A 24,281-nucleotide genomic window follows, 5' to 3' on the forward strand; every position below is an offset into this window, starting at 1 on the left:
CGAGCACTCAGGCCGCCAGCGCGTGACCCTCTCCGCGGGCCTTGATCGCGATCGCGCTGGTCCCCCGCACAGCGGCCTCGCATCGCGCGGCCAGGTCGCGGCGATCCTCTCCCGGCAGCTGCAGTGATTCGACGCGGACGTGCACGACGGTGCGTTGCGCCGTGACGAGTCTGCGGATCGAGGTGAGCAGGCTGTCGTCACCGATGTAGGCCGCCACGGTGGACGCCCGTCCGTCGCGGTGGTGATAGCTCAGCCGCAGCGGTTGCACCGGACGGCCGGCGTCGATCGCGGCCTGGAACATCGCAGGGCGAAACGGCCCGTAACCCAGGCCACACCACGTCGTGCCTTCGGGGAACGCCACCACGGTGCGGCCGGCGCGTAGCCGCTCGGCGACCGCGTGCACCACCTCCGGCAACCGGCGGAGGTTGTCCCGTTCGATCGGGATGACCTTCATCAGCCGGGCCAGCGCCCCGAGCCCGGGCCATCCGATCATCTCTGCCTTGGCGACGAAGGCGCCCGGCATGACGGCGCCGATCGCGAAGATGTCGACCCACGAGACGTGCCCGCTGACGACGAGCACGCCGGGCACGTTGCGAATCGGCCCGCCGGACACCGTGATCCGAATCCCCAGGCAGCGCAGCACGATTCGGCAGTATCGGCGCTGCAGATGCGATCGGCCTGGCAGCGGAACGGCCAGCACCGGCAGCGTCGGGAGCAGTACCACGGTCAGCGCCGCGCGCAACGTCACGCGGAAAGCGGTGGCGGCGCGCCGGCTCGACGTGGCGGTGCCCGCCGAGATGCAGGCCGGGCCGCACGAGGCGGCGGGCAACCAGGCGTGCGGGCGGGCGCTCACGATGCGCCCACCGTCGAGGTCGCCGCGCCCGCCGAGCGCAATCTCGTCAGATAGCGGATGTCGGCCCTGCGCTTGTCGAGCAGCGCCGGGAAGTCGCCGACGCCGAAGTCCGGATCGTGGGCGGGTTCGCCGCAGACCTGGGCGCCGAGGCGCAGGTATCCGCGCATCAACGGCGGTACCGACACCCGGGCGGGCGGGGCGATGTCGTCCAGGTTGCGGCCATCGACCAGCACCGGCCGGTACGGGCGGACGGTGAGGTCGCGCGGCGCGCGGTGGCGGCGCATCACGAAGTCGCGGACGCCGCGCAGGTGGGTGCCGGCGGGTTCGACACCGGCCGGGTCCGCGACGGGCACCGAGACGCACCCGGTCACGTAGTCGTAGCCGCTGTGGTCGAGGTAGGCCAGGATGCCCGACCACATCATCAGGACGACGGCACCGTTGCGGTGCCCGTCGCGCACCACGGCCCGACCCATCTCGACCAGCGACGGCCGCAGCGCGTCGAGGGCCGAGACGTCGAACTCGGTTGCGGTGTAGAGGCCGCCGGCGGCGATCGCACCCGGCGGCGGCAGCATGCGATAGCAGCCGACCAGCTCGCCGGTGCGGTCCTCGCGGACCAGCAAGTGGTCGCAGTATTCGTCGAATCGGTCTCTGTCCAGACCACTCGAGTCCCGGCCACTGCCGCCGTCGGCGAGGGTGAATCCGGGCTCAGAGGTGAACACGTCGTAGCGCAGCCGCTGGGCCGCCTCGATCGAGGCGTCGTCACGGCACAGCAGGAGCGAGTAGCGGGGCGCCGTACCGGCCGGCATGTGTGTGTCGTGGACGTCCTGGGCGGAGATGAGTACAGAAGCAGTGCTCATGGTCAGCACGGTCGCGCAGGCGATCGGCGCGACGGCAAGCGGTGCGTGACGTGTTCATGAGCGGTGGGTGACGGTTCGGGTGCGCCCCCGGACGTTCGAGGCTCGAGACAGCGAGCGGCCCCCGTCCGCAAGGACGGGGGCCGCTCGGTGTGCCTGGAGGTGATCAGCCCTTGCGAGCCTTGATGGCCTCGGTCAGCTGCGGGGTGACCTTGAACAGGTCACCGACGATGCCGAGATCGGCGATCTCGAAGATCGGCGCCTCTTCGTCCTTGTTCACCGCGACGATCGTCTTCGACGTCTGCATGCCGGCGCGGTGCTGGATGGCGCCGGAGATTCCGAGCGCGATGTAGAGCTGCGGCGAGACCGTCTTACCGGTCTGGCCCACCTGGAACTGGCCCGGGTAGTAGCCGCTGTCGACGGCCGCACGCGACGCGCCGACGGCGCCGCCGAGCGAGTCGGCGAGCTCTTCGACGACCTTGAAGTTCTCTTCGCTGCCGACACCACGGCCGCCCGAGACGACCACGGTCGCCTCGGTGAGCTCCGGACGGTCACCCTGGACAGCGGGCTCACGCTTGGTGATCTTGGTCGCGTTCTCCGCGGGTGCGGGCACCTCGACGGAGACGACCTCGCCGGCACCGTCGGACGGCGCGGCCTCGATCGAGCCCGGACGCACGGTGATCACCGGGGTGTCACCGACAGCCTCGGCCTCGACGGTGTACGCCCCACCGAAGATGGAGTGGATGCCGACGCCACCCTCGCGGACCTCGACGACGTCGCTGAGGATGCCCGCGCCGATACGCGCGGCCAGCCGTCCGGCGATCTCCTTGCCGTCGGCGCTGGAGGCGAGGATGACCGCCGCAGGCGATGCGGACTCGGCCAGCGAGGCGAGCACGTCGACGTACGGGGTGATCAGGTAGTTCTCGGCGTCGTCCGATTCGGCGACGTAGATCTTCGCGGCGCCGGCCGATTTCAGTCCGTCGACGAGCCCGTCGGCGGTGCCGGGCTTGCCCACCACGACCGCGGCGGGCTCACCCAGGGTGCGGGCGGCGGTGATCAGTTCGGAGGTGACCTTCTTCAGCGCACCTTCAGCGTGCTCCACGAGCACAAGTACTTCAGCCATGAGATTCGTTGCCTCTGAGTCTTTCGGTGATGGAAGGGGGAGTTTTTCGGGGTCGGCCGGGGGTCTGCCTAGACGATTTTTTGAGCGACCAGGTACTCGGCGATCTTGGTGCCGCCCTCGCCCTCGTCGGTGACCTTCTCGCCCGCGGTCTTGGGCGGCTTGGGCGTCGACGACAGCACCTTGGACCCGGCGTTGGCGACGCCGACCTCGTCGGACTCCACGCCGATCTCGGCGAGGGTCAGCTTCGTCACTTCCTTCTTCTTGGCGGCCATGATGCCCTTGAAGGACGGGAAGCGGGGTTCGTTGATCTTCTCGTTGACGCTGACCACGGCGGGCAGGGTCGCCTCGAGGGTGAACACGCCGTCGTCGGTCTCGCGCTCGCCGGTGACCTTGCCACCTTCGACCGTGAGCTTGCGCACGTGGGTGAGCTGCGGCAGGCCGAGGTACTCGGCGATGATCGCCGGGACGGCGCCACCGGTTCCGTCGGTGGCCTCGTTACCGGCGATGACCAGCTCGGTGCCTTCGATGGTGCCCAGCGCGCGGGCCAGCGCCCAGCCGGTCTGCACCATGTCCGAACCGTGCAGGCCCTCGTCGACGAGGTGCACCGCCTTGTCGGCACCCATGGACAGCGCCTTGCGGATCGCCTCGGTGGCACGCTCGGGACCGGCGGTGAGCACCGTCACCGTGCTGTCGCCGCCTTCGCGCTCCTTGATCAGGAGCGCTTCCTCGACAGCGCGCTCGTTGATCTCATCGAGCACCGCATCGGCGGCCTCACGATCCAGCGTGTAGTCACCGTCGGAGAGCTTGCGCTCCGACCATGTATCGGGAACCTGCTTGATCAGAACCACGATGTTCGTCATGAGTTCGTCCTTCTCGAAGGGGCCGGTGACCGGCCCGCCTTATCACGTTTGGAGCTCTCACCCCCATGTTACCAGTGGGTAACTTAAGGCGGTTCGCAAAAACACCATAGCTGGTCGAAGTACGCGGTCTCGCCCGCCCGGGTGCGACGAACTATTCGTCATCGCTCGGTTACGGGTTAGCCTGCCTTCCGATGAGCACACACGTGACCACCTCCGAGGTGGGTGAGCCGCCGGCCGATGCGCCGATGGCGCTGACCGGCGAGCGAACCGTGCCCGACGTCGCCGAGGAGAATTACTGGTTCCGCCGCCACGAGATCGTCTACCGCGACCTGGTCGCCCGGCTGGCCGAGCGCTTCGCCGACGCCGATGTGCTGGAGGCCGGATGTGGCGAAGGTTACGGCGCCGACCTGATCGCAGGCGTCGCGCGCCGCGTGATCGGTCTGGACTACGACGAGTACGCCGTCGCCCATGTGCGGGCCCGCTACCCCAGGGTCGACATGCGCCACGGCAACCTCGCCGAACTGCCGCTGCCCGACGAGTCGGTGGACATCGTCGTCAACTTCCAGGTGATCGAGCACTTGTGGGACCAGGGCCAGTTCGTCGCCGAGTGCCGACGGGTGCTGCGCCCGGGCGGCCTGCTGCTGATGTCGACGCCCAACCGCATCACCTTCACCCCCGGCAGCGACACCCCGGTCAACCCGTTCCACACCCGCGAGCTCAATGCCGCGGAGCTGACCGAGCTGCTGACCGACGCGGGCCTTCACCTCGACGGTCTGTACGGCGTCTACCACGGCGCCCGCCTGCGTGAGCTGGACGCCCGACACGGCGGATCGATCATCGACGCACAGATCACCCGCGCACTGTCCGATGCGCCGTGGCCGGCCGATCTGCTCACCGACATCGCCTCGATCACGATCGAGGACTTCGACATCGATCGCGACACCGATCGGAACATCGATGAGAGCCTCGATCTGGTCGCGATCGCGGTACGGCCGTGACATCGGGGCAGCCGAGCGCCGAGCCGGTGCCGGGACTGTTCACCTTCGTCCTGCACACCCACCTCCCCTGGCTGGCCCACCACGGCAGATGGCCGGTGGGTGAGGAATGGCTCTACCAATCGTGGTCGGCGGCCTACCTGCCGCTGGTCCGGGTGCTGCGCACGCTGGCCGCGGAGAACCGACGGCATCTACTCACCCTCGGCGTCACGCCCGTGGTGGCCGCCCAGCTCGACGATCCGTATTGCCTGCAGGGCATGCACCACTGGGTGGCGAACTGGCGGCTACGCGCCCGTGAAGCCGCGACGATACGCACCCCGACCGGTCCGTCTCCTGCTTCTGCGCCAGAAGCGTTGCGCCGCTTCGGCTCCCGCGAACTGGCAGAGGCCGACCGGGAGCTCGCCGAGTTCGAGACGCTGTGGCGCCACGGCGGCAGCCCAGTGCTGCGCGAGCTGATCGACGGTGACGTCATCGAGCTGCTGGGCGGCCCGCTGGCCCACCCGTTCCAGCCCCTGCTCACCCCGCGACTGCGCGAATTCGCGTTGCGCGAGGGCCTCGCCGACGCCGGCCAACGCTTCGCCCACCAACCGGCAGGCATCTGGGCGCCGGAGTGCGCCTACGCCCCGGGCATGGAGATCGACTACGCCGCAGCCGGCGTCGGCCACTTCATGGTCGACGGGCCGTCCCTGCACGGTGACACCGCCCTGGGCCGGCCGGTCGCCGACTCGCCGGTCGTGGCGTTCGGCCGCGACCTGACCGTGAGTTACCGCGTGTGGTCGCCGCGCTCGGGATACCCCGGCCACGCCGCCTACCGCGACTTCCACACCTACGACCATGCGACCGGGCTCAAACCCGCCCGGGTCACCGGGCGCAATGTGCCCTCCGACGAGAAGGCGCCCTACGATCCCGAGCGTGCCGCGGCCGCCGTCGACGCCCACGTCGCCGACTTCGTCGCGACGGTGCGGGAGCGCCTCCTCAATGAGAGCGCGCGCATCGGCAGGCCCGCTCACGTCATCGCGGCGTTCGACACCGAACTCTTCGGACACTGGTGGTACGAGGGGCCGCAGTGGCTCGCGCAAGTCCTGCGCGCGCTGCCGGAGGCCGGTGTCCAGGTCGGCACCCTGGCCGACGCACTGGCCGCCGGTTACGTCGGCCAACCGGTCGAATTACCGCCCAGCTCATGGGGATCTGGTAAGGACTGGCAGGTGTGGTCGGGAGAGCAGGTGGCCGACCTCGTGCGGCTCAACACCGAGGTCGTCGACACCGCGCTCAGCACCGTGGACAAGTCCCTGGCGCATTCGGCGGCCCTCGGCTCACCGGGCCCACGGCTGCTGGTCGCCGATCAGATCCTGCGGGAGACCCTGCTGACGGTGTCCAGTGACTGGCCGTTCATGGTCAGCAAGGACTCGGCCGCCGACTACGCCCGCTACCGCGCGCACCTGCACGCCCACGCGACCCGCGAGATCTCCGACGCGCTCGCCTCGGGCCGCACCGAGCACGCCGAACGTCTTGCCGCCGGCTGGAATCGCGCCGACGGTCTGTTCGGTGCGCTGGACGCCCGCCGACTCCCGAGCCCGTGACGATGAAGATCCTTCTGGTGTCGTGGGAGTACCCGCCGGTGGTGATCGGCGGGCTCGGCCGGCACGTGCATCACCTTGCCACCGAACTCGTCGCCGCCGGCCACGACGTCGTCGTGCTCAGCCGCAGGCCGACCGGCACCGACCCCGCCAGCCATCCGACCGCCGACGAGATCAGCGACGGCGTGCGTGTGATCGCCGCCGCCGAAGATCCGCACGAATTCGCCTTCGGCATGGACATGATGGCCTGGACCCTGGCGATGGGCCATGCGATGGTGCGCGCCGGCCTCACCCTCGGCGACTGGCGGCCCGACGTCGTGCACGCCCACGACTGGCTGGTCGCCCACCCTGCCGTCGCGCTGGCGCAGTTCTTCGACGCGCCGCTGGTGTCCACCATTCACGCCACCGAGGCCGGCCGGCACTCCGGCTGGGTGAGCGGTGCGATCAGCCGCCAAGTGCACGCGCTGGAATCCTGGCTGGTGCACGAATCCGATTCGCTCATCACGTGTTCGGCGTCCATGCGGGACGAGATCAGCTCACTGTTCGGCCCCGGCCTGCCCGAGATCGCCGTGATCCGCAACGGAATCGACACCGAGGGTTGGCCTTTCGCCATGCGCCGGCCACGGACCGGCCCCGCCGAGCTGCTCTACTTCGGCCGGCTCGAATACGAGAAGGGGGTCCACGACGCGATCGCGGCCCTCCCCCGCATCCGGCGCACCCACCCCGGCACCACGCTGACGATAGCCGGCGACGGCACGCAGCTGGCGTTCCTGACCGAGCAGGCCCGTCGGCACCGCGTGCTCAAGGCCGTCGACTTCGTCGGCCTGGTCGACCACGAACAGCTCCTGGCGCTGCTGCACCGTGCCGACGTCGCGGTGCTGCCGTCGCGCTACGAGCCGTTCGGCATCGTCGCGCTGGAGGCCGCGGCGGCCGGCGCACCCCTGGTGGTGTCCGACGCGGGCGGTCTCGGCGAAGCCGTCGGCCACGGCACCACCGGTCACACGTTCCCGCCGGGCGATGTGGCCGCGTTGGCGGCCGCCGTACGCACCGTGCTCGATGCCCCCCACGCCGCCCAGCGGGCCGCCACGGCCGCGCGTGAGCGACTCACCTCCGACTTCGCGTGGGCGACGGTGGCCGCCGAGACCGCGCAGGTGTATCTCGGCGCCAAGCGCGGCGAACGCCGCCCCCAACCGCGCCGACCGATCGCCGAACTGGCGCTGCCCGAGCGGCACCGCGAGGGTTAGCGGGAGGCCTTTTTCCGTTCGATGTCGGCCAGCGCTGCCGCCAGTTCGGCGCGCTGGGCAGCTGAGGTCTCCCACGAGGTCTTGCGGTTCTTGACCACCTTGGCGGGCGCCCCCACCGCGATCGAGAAGTCCGGGATGTCGCCGCGGACCACCGCGTGCGAGCCGAGCACGCAGCCGCGCCCGATCGTGGTGTTGCGCAGCACGCTGACCTTGACCCCGACCCACGTATCGGGGCCGATGCGCACCGGGCCCTTGACGATGCCCTGGTCCTTGATCGGCAGCTCGATGTTGTCCATCCGGTGGTCGAAGTCGCAGATGTAGCACCAGTCGGCCATCAGCACCGAATCGCCGAGCTCGATGTCGAGGTAGGTGTTGATCACGTTGTCGCGGCCGAGCACCACCTTGTCGCCGATCCGCAGCGAACCCTCATGGCAGCGGATGGTGTTCTTGTCGCCGATGTGCACCCACCGGCCGATCTCCATCTGCGAGAGCTCCGGGGTGGCCTGGATCTCGACGCCCTTACCGAGGAACACCATGCCGCGGGTGATGATGTGCGGATTGGCGAGCTTGAACTTCAGCAGACGCCAGTACCGGACCAGGTACCACGGCGTGTAGGCGCGGTTGGCGAGAACCCATCTCAACGACGCCACCGTGAGGAAGTTCGCCTGGCGAGGATCCCGCAGCCGCGATCCACGCCAGCGCTTGTGCAGCGGCGCGCCCCACATCGTCGTCATGGCCGGAAAGCCTACGCGAGCGTGGAACCCCGAACGGTTACCCTCACGGGGGCTGACGTCCACCGCGACAAGAAGGGAACCCGTGCTCCGGCGAATCATCGTGCTGGCCAGCGCCGTGCTCGTCGCCGTAGCCACCTCGTCATGCGGGACGACCGATTCCTGGGTCGATGCCCGCGCAGCCTCCGGCTGGGCCGCCCAGTACGCCGACGCCGCCAACCGGAGTTCTGTCGCACGAGCCGGCGCCGACACGTTGCGCCTGGAGTGGGTGCGCTCGGTCAGAGGTGAACTCGCCGCGCAGGTCGCGCTGGGTTCGGGCAACTACCTCGCGGTCAACGCCCAGACCGCCGGCGGCTGCTCGCTGATGGTCTGGGAGACCAACAACCGGGCGCGTCAACGGTGGTGCACGCGCCTCTGGCAGGGGGGCGGCCTCTCCAGTCCACTGTTCGACGGCTTCGACAATCTCTATGTGGGCCAGCCTGGCGCGGTGCTGTCGTTCCCGCCGACGCAGTGGATCCGCTGGCGCCAGCCGGTGATCGGTATGCCGACCACGATGCGCTTCCTGGACCCCGGTCACCTGCTGGTGGTCACCCACCTCGGCCAGGTGCTGGTCTTCGACGCGCACCGGGGCACAGTGGCGGGCACGTCTGTGGACCTCGTGGCGGGCCTGGATCCGCGCGACTCGGAACGTGGTCTGCAGGACTGCCGGCTCGGCGGGCCGGAGTGTCCCGTAGCTGCCGCGCCGGCCTACTCCGAGTCCTCCGGCGTCATCGTGGTGACGTTGTGGCCACCCAGCGCCGGGGAACCCGAACTGGTCGGTCTGCGCTACCGGCCGGGACAGACCCCGCTGATCACCCAGGAGTGGACTAGCGACGCCGTCGGCCGCGGTCCGCTGGGCAGCCCGGTCTTCTCCCCGGACGGCAACACCATCTACGTCAACGGCCGCGACGAGCGGCTGTGGGCGATCAACGCCGAGGACGGTTCGGTGAAGTGGTCACAGCCGCTGGACTACCTGGCGCAGACCCCGCCCTCGGTGACGCCCGAGGGGATGATCGTCGCCGGTGGCGGCCCGGGTGCCACGCTGACCGCTATCCGCGACACCGGTGACGGGCCGGAACGGCTGTGGCGCCGCGACGACACGGCGCCGCTGACGACGAGCAGCATCGCGGGCGTCGGATACACCGTGACCCCTGACGGCGACGGCATGGCTCTGACGGTGTTCGACCTGGGCGACGGGCACACCGTGCACAGCTACCGCCTGCCCAACGCGACGGGCTGGCCGGTCGGGGTGTCCGTCGGTCACGATCGCCGCGTGGTGACCGCGACGAGCGACGGCCGGGTCTACGGTTTCGCGCCGGCTTGACCTGTCAGGCCATCATCGCGGCGACGGCCGAGCGAGGCACCGTGGCCTGCAGCGCGCCGCCGGCGCCGGCCATGATCTCGCCCTGGCCGAAGAAGAAGATGATCGAGTCGTCCGTCACGGCGAACTCCGAGTACTTGGCCGGATCGAGGCCGTCGGACGGGGTGATCGGGGAATCGACGCCCAGTTGACGGGAGATCTCGGACTGCACGATCGGGAAGATGACGTCCAGGGGCCGGGTGTCGGGCTTGAACAGCGACGCGAAGGTGATCGGAGCCTTCTTGGCGACGTCCCAGTTGAACGACTTGTACCAGGTCTGCGGGTGCGCGCCGCCGACGTTCTCGTACACCTCGAACACGACGCTGCGGGTGCCGCCGTCGTCGGGGCCGCTGCGATACCCCGCGCCCTTGCCGTCGAGAACGTACGGCAGGTTCCACGAGCCCGGCATCTCGGCGACGTTGACGAAGCCGTCCCGGGTCTGGGTCAGGTAGCCGATCAGGGCCTGCTGGTCGGGATAGTCGGCTGGAAACGTGAAGTCGACGGTGTAGGTGGGGTTGTCCATGTGCACGGTGCACACATGCTGCGCATCGACCGTGCCGCCCAGATCGGTGCACGCCGGTTCGGCCGCGGCGGCCGGGATAGCGACGGAGCCGGCGAACACACCGGCGGCCAGAAGGGCGGCGGCGATCACGCGCATCGTCAACAGCATCCTCATCGTCGGCGCCGTAGTCGCTCGGGGGCGCGGGGTGGACTTCGGTGGTGGGAACAGTGGTGGAAGTGCGTTCACCGCCAGGGTACGTGAGGGTTCACCGTGACGGACGGCATATGAATGCCGTTGCCCTGCTTGAGGCTCCGGAACCGAGACGGGTGATGACGACCGATGCCCGCTCCGCGCCGCGCAGCCGCATGCGTTTGCGCAGAGCGTCGGGATCGACGTCCACACCGCGGACCAGGAATTCGACCGCGCCCACTGCGCGCGCCGAAAGCGCCTGGCGCAGGTGGCGTTCGCTGTAGGCGAGTTGCTCGAGCACCTCGAATCCGCGCACGCCGTCGGGCAGCCCGTCCCCGGACAGGTAGGCGATGTCGGGATCGATCTGCCAGAGCCCGTGCCGCGCCGCGTAGTGGCGCACCAGGCCTGCGCGCACGACCGCCCCGTCGGGGTCGACCAGCCAGCGGCCTGCCGGCGCGACGCCGCAGTCGTCGGGGTCGGTGTCGACGACCTGCTCCCCGGTGTCGAGGACCGTCGCGCGTCGGCGCACCCGGTCTCTCGTCAAGCCCGGGGACCACAGGCACGCCTCCCGCACGCTCCCGGCGAGTGAGGTCACCTCGATCTCCCCGGTGAAACCCATCTCCTCGACGACGTCGAAATCGATTCCCGGAGCGCACTTCACCGCGTGATCACGGTCGGCCAGTGCTTCGAGCAGATCATCGAGGGGCGGCTGGTAGGCGCGGGGGTCGAAGCGGCGCGACGATCCGGTTCGCCGCGCGGGGTCGGCGAGGATGACCGCATCCCTACTGACGGGGTGCAGCACGTCGGCGCGGCAGAGCGGCACCCGGGCGCCGACGTTGTGGCGCGCCATCGCCAGCCGGACCGGATCGAGATCACTGCCCATCACCGATGCTGCCGAATCCGCAAGCGCCACAAGCTCGGAACCGATCGAACAGGTGGCGTCGTGCACGGCTGCGCCGACGAGCCGTCGCGCGCGATGAGCGGCGACCGGCGCCGCGGTGGCCTGCTGCAGCGCCTCGTCGGTGAACAGCCACTGCGCCGCGCCGTCGAATTTGGCGGCGGCCTTGCGCCGCAGACGCACGGTCTCCACCAGCACCGCGGCACGCTCGCCGAATTGCTTTCGCGCCGTTGCCACATCGGTGACCAAGGTGGTGGCGGTCAGGTCCAGCAGGTCGACCTCGGCGAGCGCCTGCCGACCGGATTCGGTGCGCAGGAAGCGAACATCGTCGAGTCCGAACGCTACGACGATGCGCCGCCCGGCTTGACCCCCGTGATCATCACGTTGTAGAACCAGCCCTTGGGCACGACCCGGCGCCACACGGTGGAGTCCACCCACGACAACGTCGTCCAGCTGGAGAACGCGAATTTGGCCCAGCCCCAGCCGAGGCGTCCGGGAGGCACTGCCGCCTCGAACGTCCGGACCGGCCAGCCGAGCATCGCCGCAGTGAATTCCTCACTGGCCGTGCGCACCTCGACGGCGCCGGCGCCGGTCGCCATGCGCTCGAGGTCGCTCGGGTCGAAGGTGTGCAGATCGACGACCGCCTCGAGTGCTGCAGCCCGTGAGGACTCGTCGAGCTCGGCCTGCGGGCGACGCCAGCCCGAGAGCATCGGCAGCTTCGTGACGTTGGTGGCGATCCGCCAGGTCAACGTCGACAGTTCGCGGGCGTAGCGGTTGCCCACAGTGGTCGGCTCCCCCGCGAACACGAAGCGGCCGCCCGGCTTGAGCACGCGCACGACCTCGCGCAGCGACAGCTCGACGTCGGGGATGTGGTGCAGCACCGCGTGCCCGACCACCAGGTCGAATGTGTCGTCCGGGTAGGGGATCCCCTCGGCGTCGGCGACGCGGCCGTCGATGTCCAGCCCGAGAGACTGGCCGTTGCGGGTGGCCACCTTCACCATGCCCGGGGACAGGTCGGTCACCGACCCGCGCCGGGCGACCCCGGCCTGGATCAGGTTGAGCAGGAAGAACCCGGTCCCGCAGCCCAGCTCCAGCGCGCGGTCGTAGGGCAGCTGCCGCTGTACTTCCTCGGGCACCGCGGCGTCGAAGCGGCCACGGGCGTAGTCGACGCAGCGCTGGTCGTAGGAGATCGACCACTTCTCGTCGTAGGTCTCGGCTTCCCAGTCGTGGTAGAGCACCTGGGCGAGCTTGGTGTCGTGCATCGCGGCGTCGACCTGCTCCTTGGTCGCGTGCGGCGTCGGAGCCGGGTCGGCGACATCAGACTGGGCGCCGGGTTCCTTCGTTGTCGTCATGCAGGGCAGCCTAACGCTCTGAGGCGGAGGCCGGTCATGGCCGGTCGAAGGCGGCCTTGGCCGCAGCCAGCGCATCGGGCGGGTAGTCGAGGAAGCGGCGCGCCCTCGACAGGGCGGCGTCGTACACGCCGTCCGGTGACACCAGCTCGTCGACAAGGCCGAGCTCGAGCGCTTCCCGCGCGTCCACGAAACGACCGGTGAACACCAGGTCGCGGGCCTTGCTGGGACCGACCGCCGCGGTGAGGCGCGCTGCACCACCGGCGGCGGGAACCATCCCTGCCAGGATCTCCGTCGCTCCGAACTTCGCATTGTCACCACTGACCCGCCAGTCGGCGGCCAGTGCGAGGGCCAGCCCTGCACCGAGGGCATAGCCGGTGACGGCGGCGATCGTCGGGCGCGGCATTCGGGCGAGCGCCTCGACCGCTGTCTCGCACAGTTGCGCCGCGACCGCGGCCTCCTCGCCGGTGAGGGTCTGCAGCTCGGGCATGTCTTCGCCGGCGGAGAAGATCTCATGGCCGCCGAAGACGATGATGGCGGCGAGATCGGACCGCTCCCCCAGCTCGTTGGCGGCGTCGGCGAGCTCCCTGTAGACCTGGCGGGTCAGCGCATTGGTCGGCGGACGCGAGAGCAGTAGCGTCGCGATCCGGGGCTCGTCGTGGGCCTGATCGCTGCCGGTGTGGACACTGACGAACTCCCTCACGGTTGCGGAGCGGCGTCGGTGTGGCCCTGGGGGGCGCGGCGGTTGCGGGCGGCGTTGTAGCGGTCGCTGTTGAAGAACTCGATCTCCCAGTTTCCGCCCGGCTTCGCTGCCAGCGTCGGCTCGATCGCGGTGATCTGCCGCTCGACGGCGAGCACCTCGGCCACGCTACGGCCGGCCAGCGCGTCGAGCTGCGTCCACGTCGGCGGGAGCAGGAAGCTGCGTCCTTCGGCGAAATCGTCGAGGGCGGCCTCCGGAGTCACCCAGCCCGCCTTGTCGGTTTCGGTGTTGTCACCGTCAGCGCGCTGCCCCGCAGGTAGCGCGCCGACGAAGAAGTAGGTGTCGTAGCGGCGGGTGCGCTCTTCCTTCGGCGTGACCCAGTTCGCCCACGGCCGCAGCAGATCAGAGCGCAGCACGAGGTTCTCGGCGCGCAGGAACTCGCCGAACGACAGCTGCTTGCTTTCCAGCGCAGCACGCTGTTCGCGATACACCGAGGCGTCGTCGACGAGCAGGTCGGGATCGTCGGCCGACCCCGCGAACAGCACCCCGGATTCTTCGAACGTCTCCCGCGCGGCAGCGCACACGAGCGCCTCGGCGAGCTCGCTGTCGACGCCGAAGCGCTGCGCCCACCAGCTCGGGTGGGGTCCGTGCCAGGCGATGTCGGCGTTGCGGTCGCGGTCGTCGACCCCGCCGCCGGGAAACACCATCACCCCGGCGACGAACTCCATCGCCGCGTGCCGGCGCATCAGGAAGACTTCAATGCCGCCTGCGATGCCTCGGCGCGTGTCCCGCACCAGCATCACGGTCGCGGCAGGCCGCGGGACCAGCGGATCGTCGGAATTCGTCGACGAAGCCATCAACGCCTCCTGTGCGCGGCTCGGCTGCGCGTGCGGCGTGCGAAGTAACGGCCGTCGATCAGGTCCAGCGCGATCGACTGACCGAACGCGGCGGACAGATTGTCGGCGGTCAGGACGTCGGTCAGCAGGCCGGCATCGACGACCGCACCCTCGGACAGGATCAGGCAGTGGGAGAAACCGGGTGGGATCTCCTCGACGTGGTGGGTGACCAGCACCATCGCGGGCGCGTCCGGGTCCAGTGCGAGGTCGCTGAGGCGGGCCACGAGTTCCTCGCGGCCGCCGAGATCCAGCCCGGCGGCCGGCTCGTCGAGCAGCAGGAGCTCAGGATCGGTCATCAGCGCGCGGGCGATCAGCACCCGTTTGCGCTCGCCCTCCGACAGCGTGCCGTACGTCCGGTCGGCCAGGTGCTCGCCGCCGACGCTTTCGAGCATGTCGAGCGCCTGGGCGTAGTCGACGTCGTCGTATTTCTCGCGCCACCGGCCGAGCACCGCGTAGCCCGCCGACACCACGAGGTCGCGCACGATCTCGTCGTCGGGCACCCGCTGGGCGAGGGAAGCACTGCTCAGCCCGATCCGGGCCCGCAGCTCCGACATGTCCACTCGCCCGAGTCGCTCACCGAGGATGTGGGCGGTGCCGGACGACGGGTGTTCCATCGCCGCGGCGATGCGCAGCAGCGACGTCTTCCCGGCCCCGTTCGGACCGACGATCACCCACCGCTCGTCGAGCTCCACCGACCAGGTGACGGGTCCGACGAGAACCCGCCCGTTGCGCCGCAACGTGACCTTCGTGAAGTCGATGAGCAGGTCTTGATCGGCTGCTGGTTCTTCATCACGGGGGTCGGCAGGCACCCGCTCATCGTAGTCAGCTCGCCGTGCACTGCCCGCGCGCCTCGGCGAGCGGGCCCGCATCGGCGGCGGTGACCGGTCGGCGAACCTGCGCCCATCCACTCGCGGCGAGGAGCCGCTGCGGGGTGAGGCGGACGAACAGTTGCACCAGCGGTCCGATGCCGAAGGCATAGGCCAGAGTTCCGACGCCGACGGTGCCGCCGAGAAGCCAGCCGAGCGCCAGCACGGTGACCTCGATCGTGGTGCGGACCAGGCGCACCGATCGGCCGGTGGCGCCCACCAGTCCCGTCATCAAGCCGTCCCGTGGGCCGGGTCCGAGCCCAGCCCCGATGTAGAGCACCGTGCTCACAGCGTTGAAGACCACCGCCCCCACCATCAGCGCAACCCGCGCCGGGAGGGACTGCGGCGCCGTGATGAAGGACAGTGCGACGTCGACGGTCACGGCGATGACGACGACGTTGGCGACGGTGCCGATACCGGGCCGGTTGCGCAGCGGGATCCAGGCGAGCAGCACCGCCACCCCGACCACCGCCGACGCGGTGCCGATCGTCATGCCGGTACGTAGAGCCAGTCCCTGATGGAAGACGTCCCAGGGGTCCAGTCCGAGACCGGCGCGCACCATCATCGCCATGGAGGTGCCGTAGCCGGTGAGCCCGGCGAGCAACACGGCACCCCGCACGGCTCCCCTGCCGACTGCGGCCTTCACGAGTGGTCGGGGAAGTGCATGCGTATCGCGTCCAGTTCGGTGCGCATGCGGCGGGCGTCGGAGTCCCGCTCGTCGAGCGTCCCCCCGATCGACGGTAGGTAGTACAGATCAGCCAGCCTGAGGGCCAGTCGAGATATCCAGTGAGTCATGCCGCCATCTTCTGGCCCGACTGGCTTGCTTATCAATAGCCAGTTGGGCAATACTGGCCTCAATGACCGCTTCCATGACTGCCAGATCCCTCGATGTGGACCTTCTGTGCCGCGAACTGGGTAACTGGCGCACGTCCAGTCGCGCCGGACCGGCCTATCACGGCCTGTCCGACGCCATCCGGTTGTTGATCGTGGACGGCCGCATCCCGATCGGGGCGCGGCTGCCCAGCGAGCGCGCACTGGCCGAAGCGCTGCATGTCTCCCGGACCACCGTGACCGCCGCGTACACCCAGCTCCGCGAGGACGGCTACCTCAACGCCAGGCAGGGAGCGCGCAGCACGACAGCGCTGCCTGTCGCGCCGGCAGCGCCCTCGCTGACCATCCCGACCGCCAACTTGGCCGCCGCAACACTCTCCGCCCCCGCCGCGCTGGTGTCGCAGGCCTACTCCGAGGCGGCCGACCTGATCACCCCCTATCTGCGCGATATTGGCATCGAACTGCGCGGCGTGCCGGCCCTACGCGAGGCGATCGCCGAAAGATATTGCGCCAGAGGACTTCCCACCGATCCTGACGAGATCATGGTGACCACCGGTGCGCTGCATGCGATCGGGCTGATCCTGGCCACCTACACCCAACCCGACGATCGGGTGCTCGTCGAACAGCCCACCTACCACGGCGGACTCGCGGCGATGGCCACCCGCGGTGTGCGGCCGGTGCCCGTCGCGATGACCTCCACCGGCTGGGAGCTCGACGCCGTGGACGCGGCCATCCGGCAGTTGATGCCGAGCCTGGCATACCTGATTCCCGACAACCACAACCCGACCGGATTGACGCTGCCGCCGGCAGGGCGGCGCCGCCTCGCGCAGATCATCGCCGATACGCGCACCCGCACGATCATCGACGAGACCATCACCGACATGTGGCTCGACGAGCAGGTGCCGCCGCCGTTCGCGGCGTCGATGACGACGGGCAGAGAACTCGTGCTCACAGTCGGCTCGATGTCGAAGTCGTTCTGGGGCGGGCTGCGAATCGGCTGGATCCGCGCCGAGCGCACCACCTTGGCGACGGTCGCGGCGCTGCGTCCCGCGATCGACATGGGCACCCCGGTGTTCGAACAGCTGGCTGCGGCAAGGCTTTTGGCAGTCGAGAACGAGGTGCTCCCGGAACGGCGGGAGATCCTGCGGGCCCGGCGCGCGCTGCTGCTCGACCTGCTGAGCGAGCATCTGCCTGACTGGCGGCCCGCGCCCGGAACGGGTGGGATGTCGGTGTGGGTGCGGTTGCCGGCGCCGATGAGTTCGGCGTTGTCGGCGGCTGCGTCGCGGATGGGTCTGGAGATCCCTCCCGGCCCCCGCTTCGGCGTGGACGGCACGCTCGAGCGGTTCATCCGCGTGCCCTTCACGTTGCCCGACGATCAGCTCACCGAATCGATCGCGCTGCTGGCGAGGGCCTGGCGAACGGTGACCGGATCGGCCCCCACCGAACCGGCCGCAGTGGTCGTCTGAGCGCAGTTCTCGTCTGACTCAGTCCGGGATGTCGACCCGGCGCACCATACCGTCGAGAGCATCCGCGGCCTCGATCTCACCGCGGGTGATGCCGAGGATGAACAGCACCGTGTCGAGATAGGGGTGACTCAGCGAGGCGTCGGCCACCTCACGTAGCGCGGGCTTGGCGTTGAAGGCCACGCCCAGACCGGCGGCGGTCAGCATGTCGATGTCGTTGGCGCCGTCCCCGACCGCGACCGTCTGCTCCATGGGGACACCGAATTGAGCCGCGAAGTCTCGCAACGCCTTTGCCTTGCCTGGGCGGTCCACCACCGTGCCGGTCACGCGACCGGTCAACACGCCGTCGACGATCTCGAGGTGGTTGGCGGCAACGAAATCGAGCATCAGGTCTTCGGCGAGAGGTTCGATGACCTGTCGGAAACCGCCGGAGACGACACCGCAGTGGTAACCGAGTCGGCGCAGAGTGCGCAATGTGGTGCGGGCACCGGGGGTGAGCTCGATCTGGTCGGCCACCTCGTCGACGACGGCCGCGGGAAGCCCGGCCAGCGTCGCGACCCGTTCGCGCAGCGACTCCTCGAAGTCCAGTTCTCCGCGCATCGCGGCCTCGGTGATCTGGGCGACCTTTGCCTCCACCCCGGCCCGCGCGGCCAGCATCTCGATCACCTCACCCTGGATCAGCGTGGAGTCGACGTCGAAGACGATCAGACGCTTGGCCCGGCGCGACAGGCTGTAGTCCTCGACCGCGATGTCGACGGCCTGCTCGGCACTGACTTTGGCGAGGACGGTCTGCAGTTTCCGATATGCGCCGGTGGGCACCGAGACGCGCAACTCCAGACCGGTCACCGGATAGTCCGATACGCCGCGGATGGTGTCGATGTTGACGCCCAGTGCAGCGGCCTCGCGCGCCACGACGCCGAAAGCCCCTGCGGTGATGGGTCGGCCGAGCACGACGATGGTGTGGGTGGAGGGCTGACGCAGGACAGGCAGACCGTCGCTACCCTCGATCGTCACGTCGAGCCCGACGTCCCAGATGGCCTTCTGCACCTCATCGCGCAGCGTGATCCCGCCCGCAGCATCGGCCGGTCCCGCCACCAGGACAGCGAGCGTGAGACGACCGCGGACGACCACCTGCTCGACGTTCAGCAGCTCCACGTCGTGTGAGGAGAGCACCTCGAACAGCGCCGACGTGACACCCGGCTTGTCTCGGCCGGTGACGGTGATGAGCACCGACACCTTAGGCGTGGTCACCCCCGCAACGTCCGAGCGCGCGGAAGTCAGCTGCGAACTTCGACGTCGTCGATCCGCGTCACGTCGCCGTCTTCGGGTCCGTGCGCGCGCCCTACGTGGGCCTCCCGCCGCATGCGCTCCACCATGTGGGGATAGTGCAACTCGAACGCGGGCCGCTCGGACCGGATCCGGGGCAGCTCGGTGAAGTTGTGCCGCGGCGGCGGGCAGCTGGTGGCCCACTCCAAGGAGTTGCCGTAACCCCAGGGGTCGTCGACCATCACGGGCTCGCCGTAACGCCAGCTCTTGAAAATGTTCCACAGGAACGGCAGCGTCGACAGGCCGAGGATGAACGCACCGATCGTCGACACGATGTTCAGCGTGGTGAACCCGTCGCTGGGCAGGTAGTCGGCGTACCGGCGGGGCATGCCCTCGTCACCGAGCCAGTGCTGGACCAGGAACGTCGTATGGAAGCCGATGAACGTCAGCCAGAAGTGCACTTTGCCCAGCCGCTCGTCGAGCAGGCGGCCGATCATCTTCGGGAACCAGAAGTAGATGCCGGCGTAGGTCGCGAACACGATGGTGCCGAACAGCACGTAGTGGAAGTGCGCGATCACGAAGTAGCTGTCGGTGACGTGGAAGTCCAGCGGCGGGCTGGCCAGCAGCACACCCGACAGACCACCGAGCAGGAACGTGACGATGAACCCGACCGAGAACAGCATCGGTGTCTCGAAGGTCAGCTGCCCCTTCCACATCGTGCCGATCCAGTTGAAGAACTTGATGCCCGTGGGCACCGCGATCAGGAACGTCATGAACGAGAAGAACGGAAGCAGCACGGCACCGGTGGCGTACATGTGGTGCGCCCACACCGCGACCGACAGGGCTGCGATGCCGAGCGTGGCGTAGATCAGCGTGGTGTAGCCGAAGATCGGCTTGCGCGAGAACACCGGGAAGATCTCGCTGACGATGCCGAAGAACGGCAGCGCGATGATGTACACCTCGGGATGGCCGAAGAACCAGAACAGGTGTTGCCAGAGCAGGACGCCGCCGTTGGCCGGGTCGTAGACGTGGGCGCCGAGGTGCCTGTCGGCAGCGAGCCCGAAGAGTGCAGCGGTCAGCAGCGGGAACGCCAGCAGCACCAGGATCGACGTCACGAGGATGTTCCAGGTGAAGATCGGCATCCGGAACATCGTCATGCCCGGGGCGCGCATGCACACGACGGTGGTGATCATGTTGACCGCGCCGAGGATGGTGCCCAGACCGCCGACGGCCAGACCCATGATCCACAGGTCGCCGCCCGCGCCGGGCGAGTGGATCGAGTCGGTCAACGGCGAGTACGCCGTCCAGCCGAAGTCCGCGGCGCCACCGGGGGTGATGAAGCCGGCGATCGCGATCGTGGCGCCGAAGAGGAACAGCCAGAAGGAGAATGCGTTGAGCCGCGGGAACGCGACGTCAGGGGCGCCGATCTGCAGAGGCAGCACCAGGTTGGCGAACCCGAACACGATGGGGGTCGCGTAGAACAGCAGCATCACCGTGCCGTGCATGGTGAACAGCTGGTTGTACTGCTCGTTGGACAGGAACTGCAGACCCGGCACCGCGAGTTCGGTGCGGATGAACAGCGCCATCAGCCCGCCGATGAGGAAGAAGGCGAAGCACGCGACGCAGTACATGATGCCGATCAGCTTGTGATCGGTGGTGGTGATGAGCTTGTAGATCAGGTTGCCTTTGGGCCCGATGCGCGACGGGAAAGGACGCCGTGCCTCGAGTTCTCCGATTGGGGGCGCTTCGGCTACCAATTGGTCCTCCAACCTTCCTGACGCACCGGGATGGCACAGGCTTGCCGACACGCTTTCCCGGTGAAGTTCGACCGCAATCCTAACCCCCGAACCCGACAGAAGTCGGGGTGGTCCTACAAACTGTCGTAATCATGTCAGTTGCGGCGCCGCCGACCCGCGTGACCAGCATCGGGAGCCTCCTGGAGGACACCGGGTGTTACCGTCGGCGTCGTGTCGATGGGCGTCTCGATGGCAGCAGCACGGACCCGCCGACCAGGCGCGGTCCGCCTGCCCGTGATCGCGCTCGGCACGGCACTGACGGCCCTCCTGTCCGGGTGTGGCCAATCGGATCAGCCCGCGGCTCCCGGGGCCGATCCGACGTCGATCGTCACCAGCACCACCCGCATCGCCAGTGCCGGGGTGCTCGGCAACGACCGCCGGCCGGACGAATCCTGCGCTCCCGAGCCCGCACCACTCGATGACGGACCGCCCGAGCGGGAGGTGCGCAACGCCACGGGCCATGCCATCACTCCCCCGATACCGGACACCACGACCGTCGTCGCCGATCCGCAACGCATCGTGGCGCTCGCCGGCGACCAGCTCGACACGCTCTGCGCCCTCGGGCTGCAGTCCCGCGTCGTCGCCGCCGCACTGCCCGACGGCTCTCCCGACCAACCGTCCTATCTCGGCACCGCGATCCACGAGCTGCCGGCCGCCGGAAGCCGCACCGATCCGGACCTCGAGGCCATTCGCGGGGCGCGGCCCGACCTCATCCTCGGCTCGGTGGGGCTCACCCCCTCAGAGCATCCGGCACTCGCGCAGATCGCACCGACGGTGTTCACCGGTCCGCCCGGTACGGCGTGGAAAGACGATCTCCGCGCCGTCGGTGCCGCGACCGGTCGGCTCGACGCCGCCAACCGGCTCGTCGAGGATTTCGACCGCCAGGCCGACCGGGTCGGCACCGACACTGACGCCGTGCATTTCCAGGCCTCGGTGGTGCAGTTCACCGATACCACCATGCGGGTGTTCGGCACCGACAACTTCCCCGGCAGCATTCTCGCCGATGTGGGCGTAGATCGTCCTGCCTCACAACGGTTTTCGGACAAGCCCTACGTCGAGGTGGGAATCTCCGACGCCGATCTCTCGGGCTCGCCCGACTTCTCCGCCGCCGACGGGGACATCGTCTATGTCTCGTTCGCGACGGCCGAGGCGCGGGAGCGGGCTCCGAAGGTGATGAACAGCGACGCCTGGAGGAAGTTGTCGGCCAACCGCGACAACCGCGTGTACGCGGTCAACAACGAGATCTGGCAGACGGGCGAAGGAATCGTCGCCGCCCGCGGCATCATGGCCGATCTTCGACTGGTCAACGCTCCGATCAACTGATGCGGTCGTGGTGGCGCGCCTGCTGCCCGAACTGGTTGGGCTCCAGTGCGCCGTCGGGCAGGACCAGCTCACCGGACTCGATGCGCCGGCGGAGATAAGCGAACGTCTGGGCCGTCTGGGCGAACAGGTGCTCACCCGCCCGCAGCGCAGGCCGCGCCACCGTACCCGCGTTGGCGAACTGCGCAAGAGGGGCGACCTGGGTGTCGTAGTCGACATTGAAGAACAGCGGAAAGGAGTAACGCTCCTCGGCGACGCGCCGGACCCGATGGCTGGTGGCCACGTACACCCCGTTGGTCCACAGCTCGAGCAGATCACCGATGTTGACCACGTAGGTGCCCTCGATCGGCGGTACGTCGATCCACTCGCCGGCGCCGTTCTGCACTTCCAGCCCGGGCGCCGTCGGCTTGAGCAAGGTGAAGCATTCGTAATCGGTGTGCGCGCCGATCCCGGGCGCGTCACTGGCGTCCGAGTTGTAGGGGTAGTGCACCAGCCGCAGCTGACTCGGGGGCTTGGTGGTGTGGCGGGAGAAGACATCCGGATCCTCGCCGAGGGCCACCGCGAACGCGCGGAGCAACCGATGCCCGACGGCCATGATCGCGTCGTAGTAAGCGGTGACCGCCGCCGCGAAACCCGGCACCGCGGGCCAGGTGTTCGGCCCGAGCATCGGGTTACCGCTGAGGTATTCGGGATCGTCGGCGGGCAGATCCAGCCCGGTGTCGAAGGCTTCCTTGAAGTCACCGACGCCGGATTCGACCCCTTCCTCACCGATCGGAACATAGCCGCGATGGCATCCGGACAGGCCGATGTAGCTGCGCATCTTCTCCTCCAGCGGCAGGGCGAAGAATGCTTTCGTGGCTGCCAGCAGCTGATCGAAGAGGGCCTCGTCGATGCCCGATCCGCTGATGTAGAAGAAGCCGATGTCGCGGGCGGCGGCCCCGATCGATGCCGCGACCCCCTCCCGATCGGTGGGCTCCTCCGAGCGCAGACCGCTGATGTCGATGATGGGTATCGATGTGAAAGACGTTGCGCTGCTCACGATGTCGTGACTCCTTCTCGTGCGGTGATCGTCCAGCGCACACCGTCGGCGACGATGTGGTCCTCATGGCACGGCCAGCCCTGAATCCGCTCCGCGTCAGCGACCAGGGCGCCTGCGGCGGTCGCCCATCCGATCAGCCGGCCCACGCGCACCAGGACGGCGCGCTCGGCACCGGCAGACAGGAACAGCGCGCCGGCGGGTTCGGCCGGCCCGTACTCGCGGACCCAGTGCTCGGTGTAGCGTTCGTGAACCCCGGTCTCGATCAATGTGCTGTCTTCCCAACGCATTCGGCCGGCATCCGGGAGCTCGGTCGGTTCGGTGTCGACGTCGCGATGCCAGCTGAAGACGTCGTCGCTCTGGGACAGGGCGCCGGCGAAGCCGCGGGTGTCCACGTAACCGGTCGGTCCCTGCAGCCACAGCACATCGGTGGAGGTGTCCGGCGGCCCTTCGGCCGGCACCAGCAGCACGCGCCGCCAGAGTCCGATGCAGTCCTGTGCCGATACCTCGGTCATCGAGCCTCCTCCCAGCGGGCGCGGAGGCTCTGCATACCCGCGGGTGTCGGCGTGCCGATCGCTCTGACGCGGGCGAGCCCGCCGTCTGGATAGGCCTGCACCCGCAACGCGCAGACGTCGTCGACGGCCACCGCGAATCGGTGCCGCGTATCGGCCGCCAGCGGCGTGCGGTCCAGCACCGGCACGTCGAACGGCACCCTCGCCCAGCCGTTGAGGTCCGGACGGTGGCGGCTGGCCAGCACCGACACTTCGCGGGAGGAATTGAACACGAACCACGAGGTGTCGACCTCGAGGCGTCGCAGATCCGTCGGCACCGCGAACGAGATCAGGACCGCGTCGTGCGTCTCGGGCCCGACGTCGCGGCGCCTGCGTGTCTCCCAGCCATCACCCATCGTGCGGGGCCGGTCCGGTCGGATCAACGCACTGGCATCGGAATAGAAACTGTCGCTGGACCATTCGACGCGACCACCCTGTTCCAGCCCGGACACCTCGATGCTGACGTCACAGAATTCGGCCGGGTCGGGAAGGACCGTGCCGTAGACGCGCAGCCGGGCCACCCCGCCGTCAGAGGCGAGCCTGAGCCGAACGTGCGTCCACCGCCGGCGATCGGTCACCGGCAGCTTGTTGGCCGAATCAGGTTTGAGCGCGGTCCATTCCGTCAGCGGTGCCCAGTCCACTGTGGAGGCCGTCGGGTCCTGGGCGAGGCCGAGGACGCAGGCATCCACCCGGCACGCGGTCGGGTGATTTCCCGAGAAGAACCGGGTGTCGACGTCCACGGTGTGCACTACGCCGGGGGCGCCGAGCCTGACAATCGCCCAGTCACCCTCGGGCCCGGCGTGGCGTCGTGTCTCCCACCCGTCGACCACCTCGCCACGCAGGTCGTAGGTGCCGGGAACGAAGGCGGGTTCTGCCGGGTCGACGAGACGTTCTTTGACGCCGAACGATTCGTCGCTGGCGGCGACGACGCTTCCGCCGAGGATCCGTGACGCGAGGTCGACGTCGTTCTTTGGATTCATGA

At 69.0% G+C, this 24,281-nt stretch carries 24 protein-coding genes; 6 read left to right on the top strand and 18 right to left on the bottom strand.

The features are described 5' to 3' along the window. Positions 1 to 7: 7 nt before the first annotated feature. The 4 genes from ACZYYX_RS23310 to ACZYYX_RS23325 form a co-directional block, all read right to left on the bottom strand. Positions 8 to 853 carry a lysophospholipid acyltransferase family protein gene (locus ACZYYX_RS23310; RefSeq protein WP_463816983.1) on the bottom strand — a complete coding sequence of 282 codons (846 nt, stop codon included), beginning with the start codon at positions 851 to 853 and terminating at the stop codon, positions 8 to 10. Next, the gene (locus tag ACZYYX_RS23315; protein ID WP_463816984.1) at positions 850 to 1,710 is read right to left on the bottom strand and encodes a GNAT family N-acetyltransferase; all 861 of its coding nucleotides are present in this window, start codon (positions 1,708 to 1,710) and stop codon (positions 850 to 852) included. Before ACZYYX_RS23315 ends, ACZYYX_RS23310 begins: the two co-directional genes overlap by 4 nt. Before the next feature lie 163 nt (positions 1,711 to 1,873). Continuing rightward, entirely contained in the window at positions 1,874 to 2,830 is a 957-nt protein-coding gene (locus ACZYYX_RS23320; RefSeq protein ID WP_463816985.1) for an electron transfer flavoprotein subunit alpha/FixB family protein, read from the bottom strand. 68 nt (positions 2,831 to 2,898) lie between these two features. Next, positions 2,899 to 3,690, bottom strand: coding sequence for an electron transfer flavoprotein subunit beta/FixA family protein (locus tag ACZYYX_RS23325; RefSeq protein WP_463816986.1), 792 nt, complete (start codon positions 3,688 to 3,690; stop codon positions 2,899 to 2,901). A 191-nt stretch (positions 3,691 to 3,881) separates the two neighbouring features. On the opposite strand from ACZYYX_RS23325, the gene ACZYYX_RS23330 reads away from it, so the two are divergent. Genes ACZYYX_RS23330 through ACZYYX_RS23340 form a run of 3 tightly spaced genes read left to right on the top strand, consistent with a single transcriptional unit; the run spans position 3,882 to position 7,506 of the window. Next, entirely contained in the window at positions 3,882 to 4,688 is an 807-nt protein-coding gene (locus ACZYYX_RS23330; RefSeq protein ID WP_463816987.1) for a class I SAM-dependent methyltransferase, read from the top strand. Beyond that, complete coding sequence (locus ACZYYX_RS23335) at positions 4,685 to 6,265, top strand: 1,4-alpha-glucan branching protein domain-containing protein (RefSeq protein WP_463816988.1); 1,581 nt, start codon at positions 4,685 to 4,687, stop codon at positions 6,263 to 6,265. Before ACZYYX_RS23330 ends, ACZYYX_RS23335 begins: the two co-directional genes overlap by 4 nt. 2 nt (positions 6,266 to 6,267) lie before the next feature. Then, entirely contained in the window at positions 6,268 to 7,506 is a 1,239-nt protein-coding gene (locus ACZYYX_RS23340; protein ID WP_463817205.1) for a glycosyltransferase family 4 protein, read from the top strand. Here the strand turns inward: ACZYYX_RS23340 and ACZYYX_RS23345 are convergent. After that, complete coding sequence (locus tag ACZYYX_RS23345) at positions 7,503 to 8,240, bottom strand: acyltransferase (RefSeq protein ID WP_463816989.1); 738 nt, start codon at positions 8,238 to 8,240, stop codon at positions 7,503 to 7,505. The two genes, ACZYYX_RS23340 and ACZYYX_RS23345, sit on opposite strands and share 4 nt — an antisense overlap. Positions 8,241 to 8,322: 82 nt before the next feature. Between ACZYYX_RS23345 and ACZYYX_RS23350 the strand changes: the two genes are divergently transcribed. After that, entirely contained in the window at positions 8,323 to 9,600 is a 1,278-nt protein-coding gene (locus tag ACZYYX_RS23350) for an outer membrane protein assembly factor BamB family protein (RefSeq protein WP_463816990.1), read from the top strand. A 4-nt stretch (positions 9,601 to 9,604) separates the two neighbouring features. On the opposite strand, the gene ACZYYX_RS23355 is transcribed toward ACZYYX_RS23350, so the two are convergent. From ACZYYX_RS23355 to ACZYYX_RS23390, 8 genes are all read right to left on the bottom strand, one after another. Further along, on the bottom strand, positions 9,605 to 10,294 hold the full coding sequence (locus tag ACZYYX_RS23355) for an esterase (protein WP_463817206.1): 690 nt from the start codon (positions 10,292 to 10,294) through the stop codon (positions 9,605 to 9,607). Positions 10,295 to 10,403: 109 nt separating this feature from the next. Next, positions 10,404 to 11,621 (bottom strand): THUMP-like domain-containing protein, encoded by a 1,218-nt coding sequence (locus tag ACZYYX_RS23360; protein ID WP_463817207.1) that lies wholly within the window; start codon positions 11,619 to 11,621, stop codon positions 10,404 to 10,406. Then, positions 11,567 to 12,577, bottom strand: coding sequence for a class I SAM-dependent methyltransferase (locus ACZYYX_RS23365; protein ID WP_463816991.1), 1,011 nt, complete (start codon positions 12,575 to 12,577; stop codon positions 11,567 to 11,569). Before ACZYYX_RS23365 ends, ACZYYX_RS23360 begins: the two co-directional genes overlap by 55 nt. Before the next feature lie 34 nt (positions 12,578 to 12,611). Further along, complete coding sequence (locus ACZYYX_RS23370; protein WP_463816992.1) at positions 12,612 to 13,277, bottom strand: enoyl-CoA hydratase; 666 nt, start codon at positions 13,275 to 13,277, stop codon at positions 12,612 to 12,614. Continuing rightward, complete coding sequence (locus ACZYYX_RS23375) at positions 13,274 to 14,131, bottom strand: NUDIX hydrolase (RefSeq protein WP_463816993.1); 858 nt, start codon at positions 14,129 to 14,131, stop codon at positions 13,274 to 13,276. The genes ACZYYX_RS23370 and ACZYYX_RS23375 overlap by 4 nt, the downstream gene beginning before the upstream one ends. Further along, positions 14,131 to 14,979, bottom strand: a complete 849-nt coding sequence (locus ACZYYX_RS23380) for an ABC transporter ATP-binding protein (protein WP_463816994.1) — start codon at positions 14,977 to 14,979, stop codon at positions 14,131 to 14,133. Before ACZYYX_RS23380 ends, ACZYYX_RS23375 begins: the two co-directional genes overlap by 1 nt. 13 nt (positions 14,980 to 14,992) lie before the next feature. Next, a complete protein-coding gene (yczE, locus tag ACZYYX_RS23385; RefSeq protein WP_463816996.1) occupies positions 14,993 to 15,682 on the bottom strand; it encodes a membrane protein YczE in 690 nt (229 codons plus the stop codon). Then, on the bottom strand, positions 15,679 to 15,831 hold the full coding sequence (locus ACZYYX_RS23390; protein ID WP_335333498.1) for a hypothetical protein: 153 nt from the start codon (positions 15,829 to 15,831) through the stop codon (positions 15,679 to 15,681). The genes yczE and ACZYYX_RS23390 overlap by 4 nt, the downstream gene beginning before the upstream one ends. A gap of 62 nt (positions 15,832 to 15,893) precedes the next feature. On the opposite strand from ACZYYX_RS23390, the gene yczR reads away from it, so the two are divergent. Next, positions 15,894 to 17,333 (top strand): MocR-like transcription factor YczR, encoded by a 1,440-nt coding sequence (gene yczR / locus ACZYYX_RS23395; protein WP_463816997.1) that lies wholly within the window; start codon positions 15,894 to 15,896, stop codon positions 17,331 to 17,333. 18 nt (positions 17,334 to 17,351) lie between these two features. Here yczR and serB read toward each other — a convergent pair whose 3' ends face one another. After that, complete coding sequence (gene serB, locus ACZYYX_RS23400; RefSeq protein ID WP_463816999.1) at positions 17,352 to 18,581, bottom strand: phosphoserine phosphatase SerB; 1,230 nt, start codon at positions 18,579 to 18,581, stop codon at positions 17,352 to 17,354. 26 nt (positions 18,582 to 18,607) lie between these two features. Continuing rightward, entirely contained in the window at positions 18,608 to 20,353 is a 1,746-nt protein-coding gene (ctaD, locus tag ACZYYX_RS23405) for an aa3-type cytochrome oxidase subunit I (protein ID WP_463817000.1), read from the bottom strand. 228 nt (positions 20,354 to 20,581) lie between these two features. Between ctaD and ACZYYX_RS23410 the strand changes: the two genes are divergently transcribed. After that, entirely contained in the window at positions 20,582 to 21,715 is a 1,134-nt protein-coding gene (locus ACZYYX_RS23410; protein WP_463817208.1) for an iron-siderophore ABC transporter substrate-binding protein, read from the top strand. Here the strand turns inward: ACZYYX_RS23410 and ACZYYX_RS23415 are convergent. Genes ACZYYX_RS23415 through alc form a run of 3 tightly spaced genes read right to left on the bottom strand, consistent with a single transcriptional unit; the run spans position 21,708 to position 24,279 of the window. Then, positions 21,708 to 22,751 carry an isopenicillin N synthase family dioxygenase gene (locus ACZYYX_RS23415; RefSeq protein WP_463817001.1) on the bottom strand — a complete coding sequence of 348 codons (1,044 nt, stop codon included), beginning with the start codon at positions 22,749 to 22,751 and terminating at the stop codon, positions 21,708 to 21,710. The two genes, ACZYYX_RS23410 and ACZYYX_RS23415, sit on opposite strands and share 8 nt — an antisense overlap. Then, a complete protein-coding gene (locus tag ACZYYX_RS23420) occupies positions 22,748 to 23,263 on the bottom strand; it encodes a hypothetical protein (RefSeq protein ID WP_463817003.1) in 516 nt (171 codons plus the stop codon). The genes ACZYYX_RS23415 and ACZYYX_RS23420 overlap by 4 nt, the downstream gene beginning before the upstream one ends. After that, entirely contained in the window at positions 23,260 to 24,279 is a 1,020-nt protein-coding gene (gene alc, locus ACZYYX_RS23425) for an allantoicase (protein WP_463817004.1), read from the bottom strand. Before alc ends, ACZYYX_RS23420 begins: the two co-directional genes overlap by 4 nt. Positions 24,280 to 24,281: the final 2 nt, after the last annotated feature.

The organism is Mycobacterium sp. IDUB_1, assembly GCF_055419625.1.

Coding starts and splice junctions, on each gene's coding strand:
- ACZYYX_RS23330 (WP_463816987.1), top strand. CDS start 3,882: ATGAGCACACACGTGACCACCTCCGAGGTGGGTGAGCCGCCGGCCGAT.
- ACZYYX_RS23340 (WP_463817205.1), top strand. CDS start 6,268: ATGAAGATCCTTCTGGTGTCGTGGGAGTACCCGCCGGTGGTGATCGGC.
- ACZYYX_RS23320 (WP_463816985.1), bottom strand. CDS start 2,830: ATGGCTGAAGTACTTGTGCTCGTGGAGCACGCTGAAGGTGCGCTGAAG.
- ACZYYX_RS23375 (WP_463816993.1), bottom strand. CDS start 14,131: ATGGCTTCGTCGACGAATTCCGACGATCCGCTGGTCCCGCGGCCTGCC.
- ACZYYX_RS23390 (WP_335333498.1), bottom strand. CDS start 15,831: ATGACTCACTGGATATCTCGACTGGCCCTCAGGCTGGCTGATCTGTAC.
- ACZYYX_RS23355 (WP_463817206.1), bottom strand. CDS start 10,294: ATGCGCGTGATCGCCGCCGCCCTTCTGGCCGCCGGTGTGTTCGCCGGC.
- ACZYYX_RS23345 (WP_463816989.1), bottom strand. CDS start 8,240: ATGACGACGATGTGGGGCGCGCCGCTGCACAAGCGCTGGCGTGGATCG.
- ACZYYX_RS23410 (WP_463817208.1), top strand. CDS start 20,582: ATGGCAGCAGCACGGACCCGCCGACCAGGCGCGGTCCGCCTGCCCGTG.
- ACZYYX_RS23420 (WP_463817003.1), bottom strand. CDS start 23,263: ATGACCGAGGTATCGGCACAGGACTGCATCGGACTCTGGCGGCGCGTG.
- ACZYYX_RS23315 (WP_463816984.1), bottom strand. CDS start 1,710: ATGAGCACTGCTTCTGTACTCATCTCCGCCCAGGACGTCCACGACACA.
- yczR (WP_463816997.1), top strand. CDS start 15,894: ATGACCGCTTCCATGACTGCCAGATCCCTCGATGTGGACCTTCTGTGC.
- ACZYYX_RS23325 (WP_463816986.1), bottom strand. CDS start 3,690: ATGACGAACATCGTGGTTCTGATCAAGCAGGTTCCCGATACATGGTCG.
- ACZYYX_RS23365 (WP_463816991.1), bottom strand. CDS start 12,577: ATGACGACAACGAAGGAACCCGGCGCCCAGTCTGATGTCGCCGACCCG.
- alc (WP_463817004.1), bottom strand. CDS start 24,279: ATGAATCCAAAGAACGACGTCGACCTCGCGTCACGGATCCTCGGCGGA.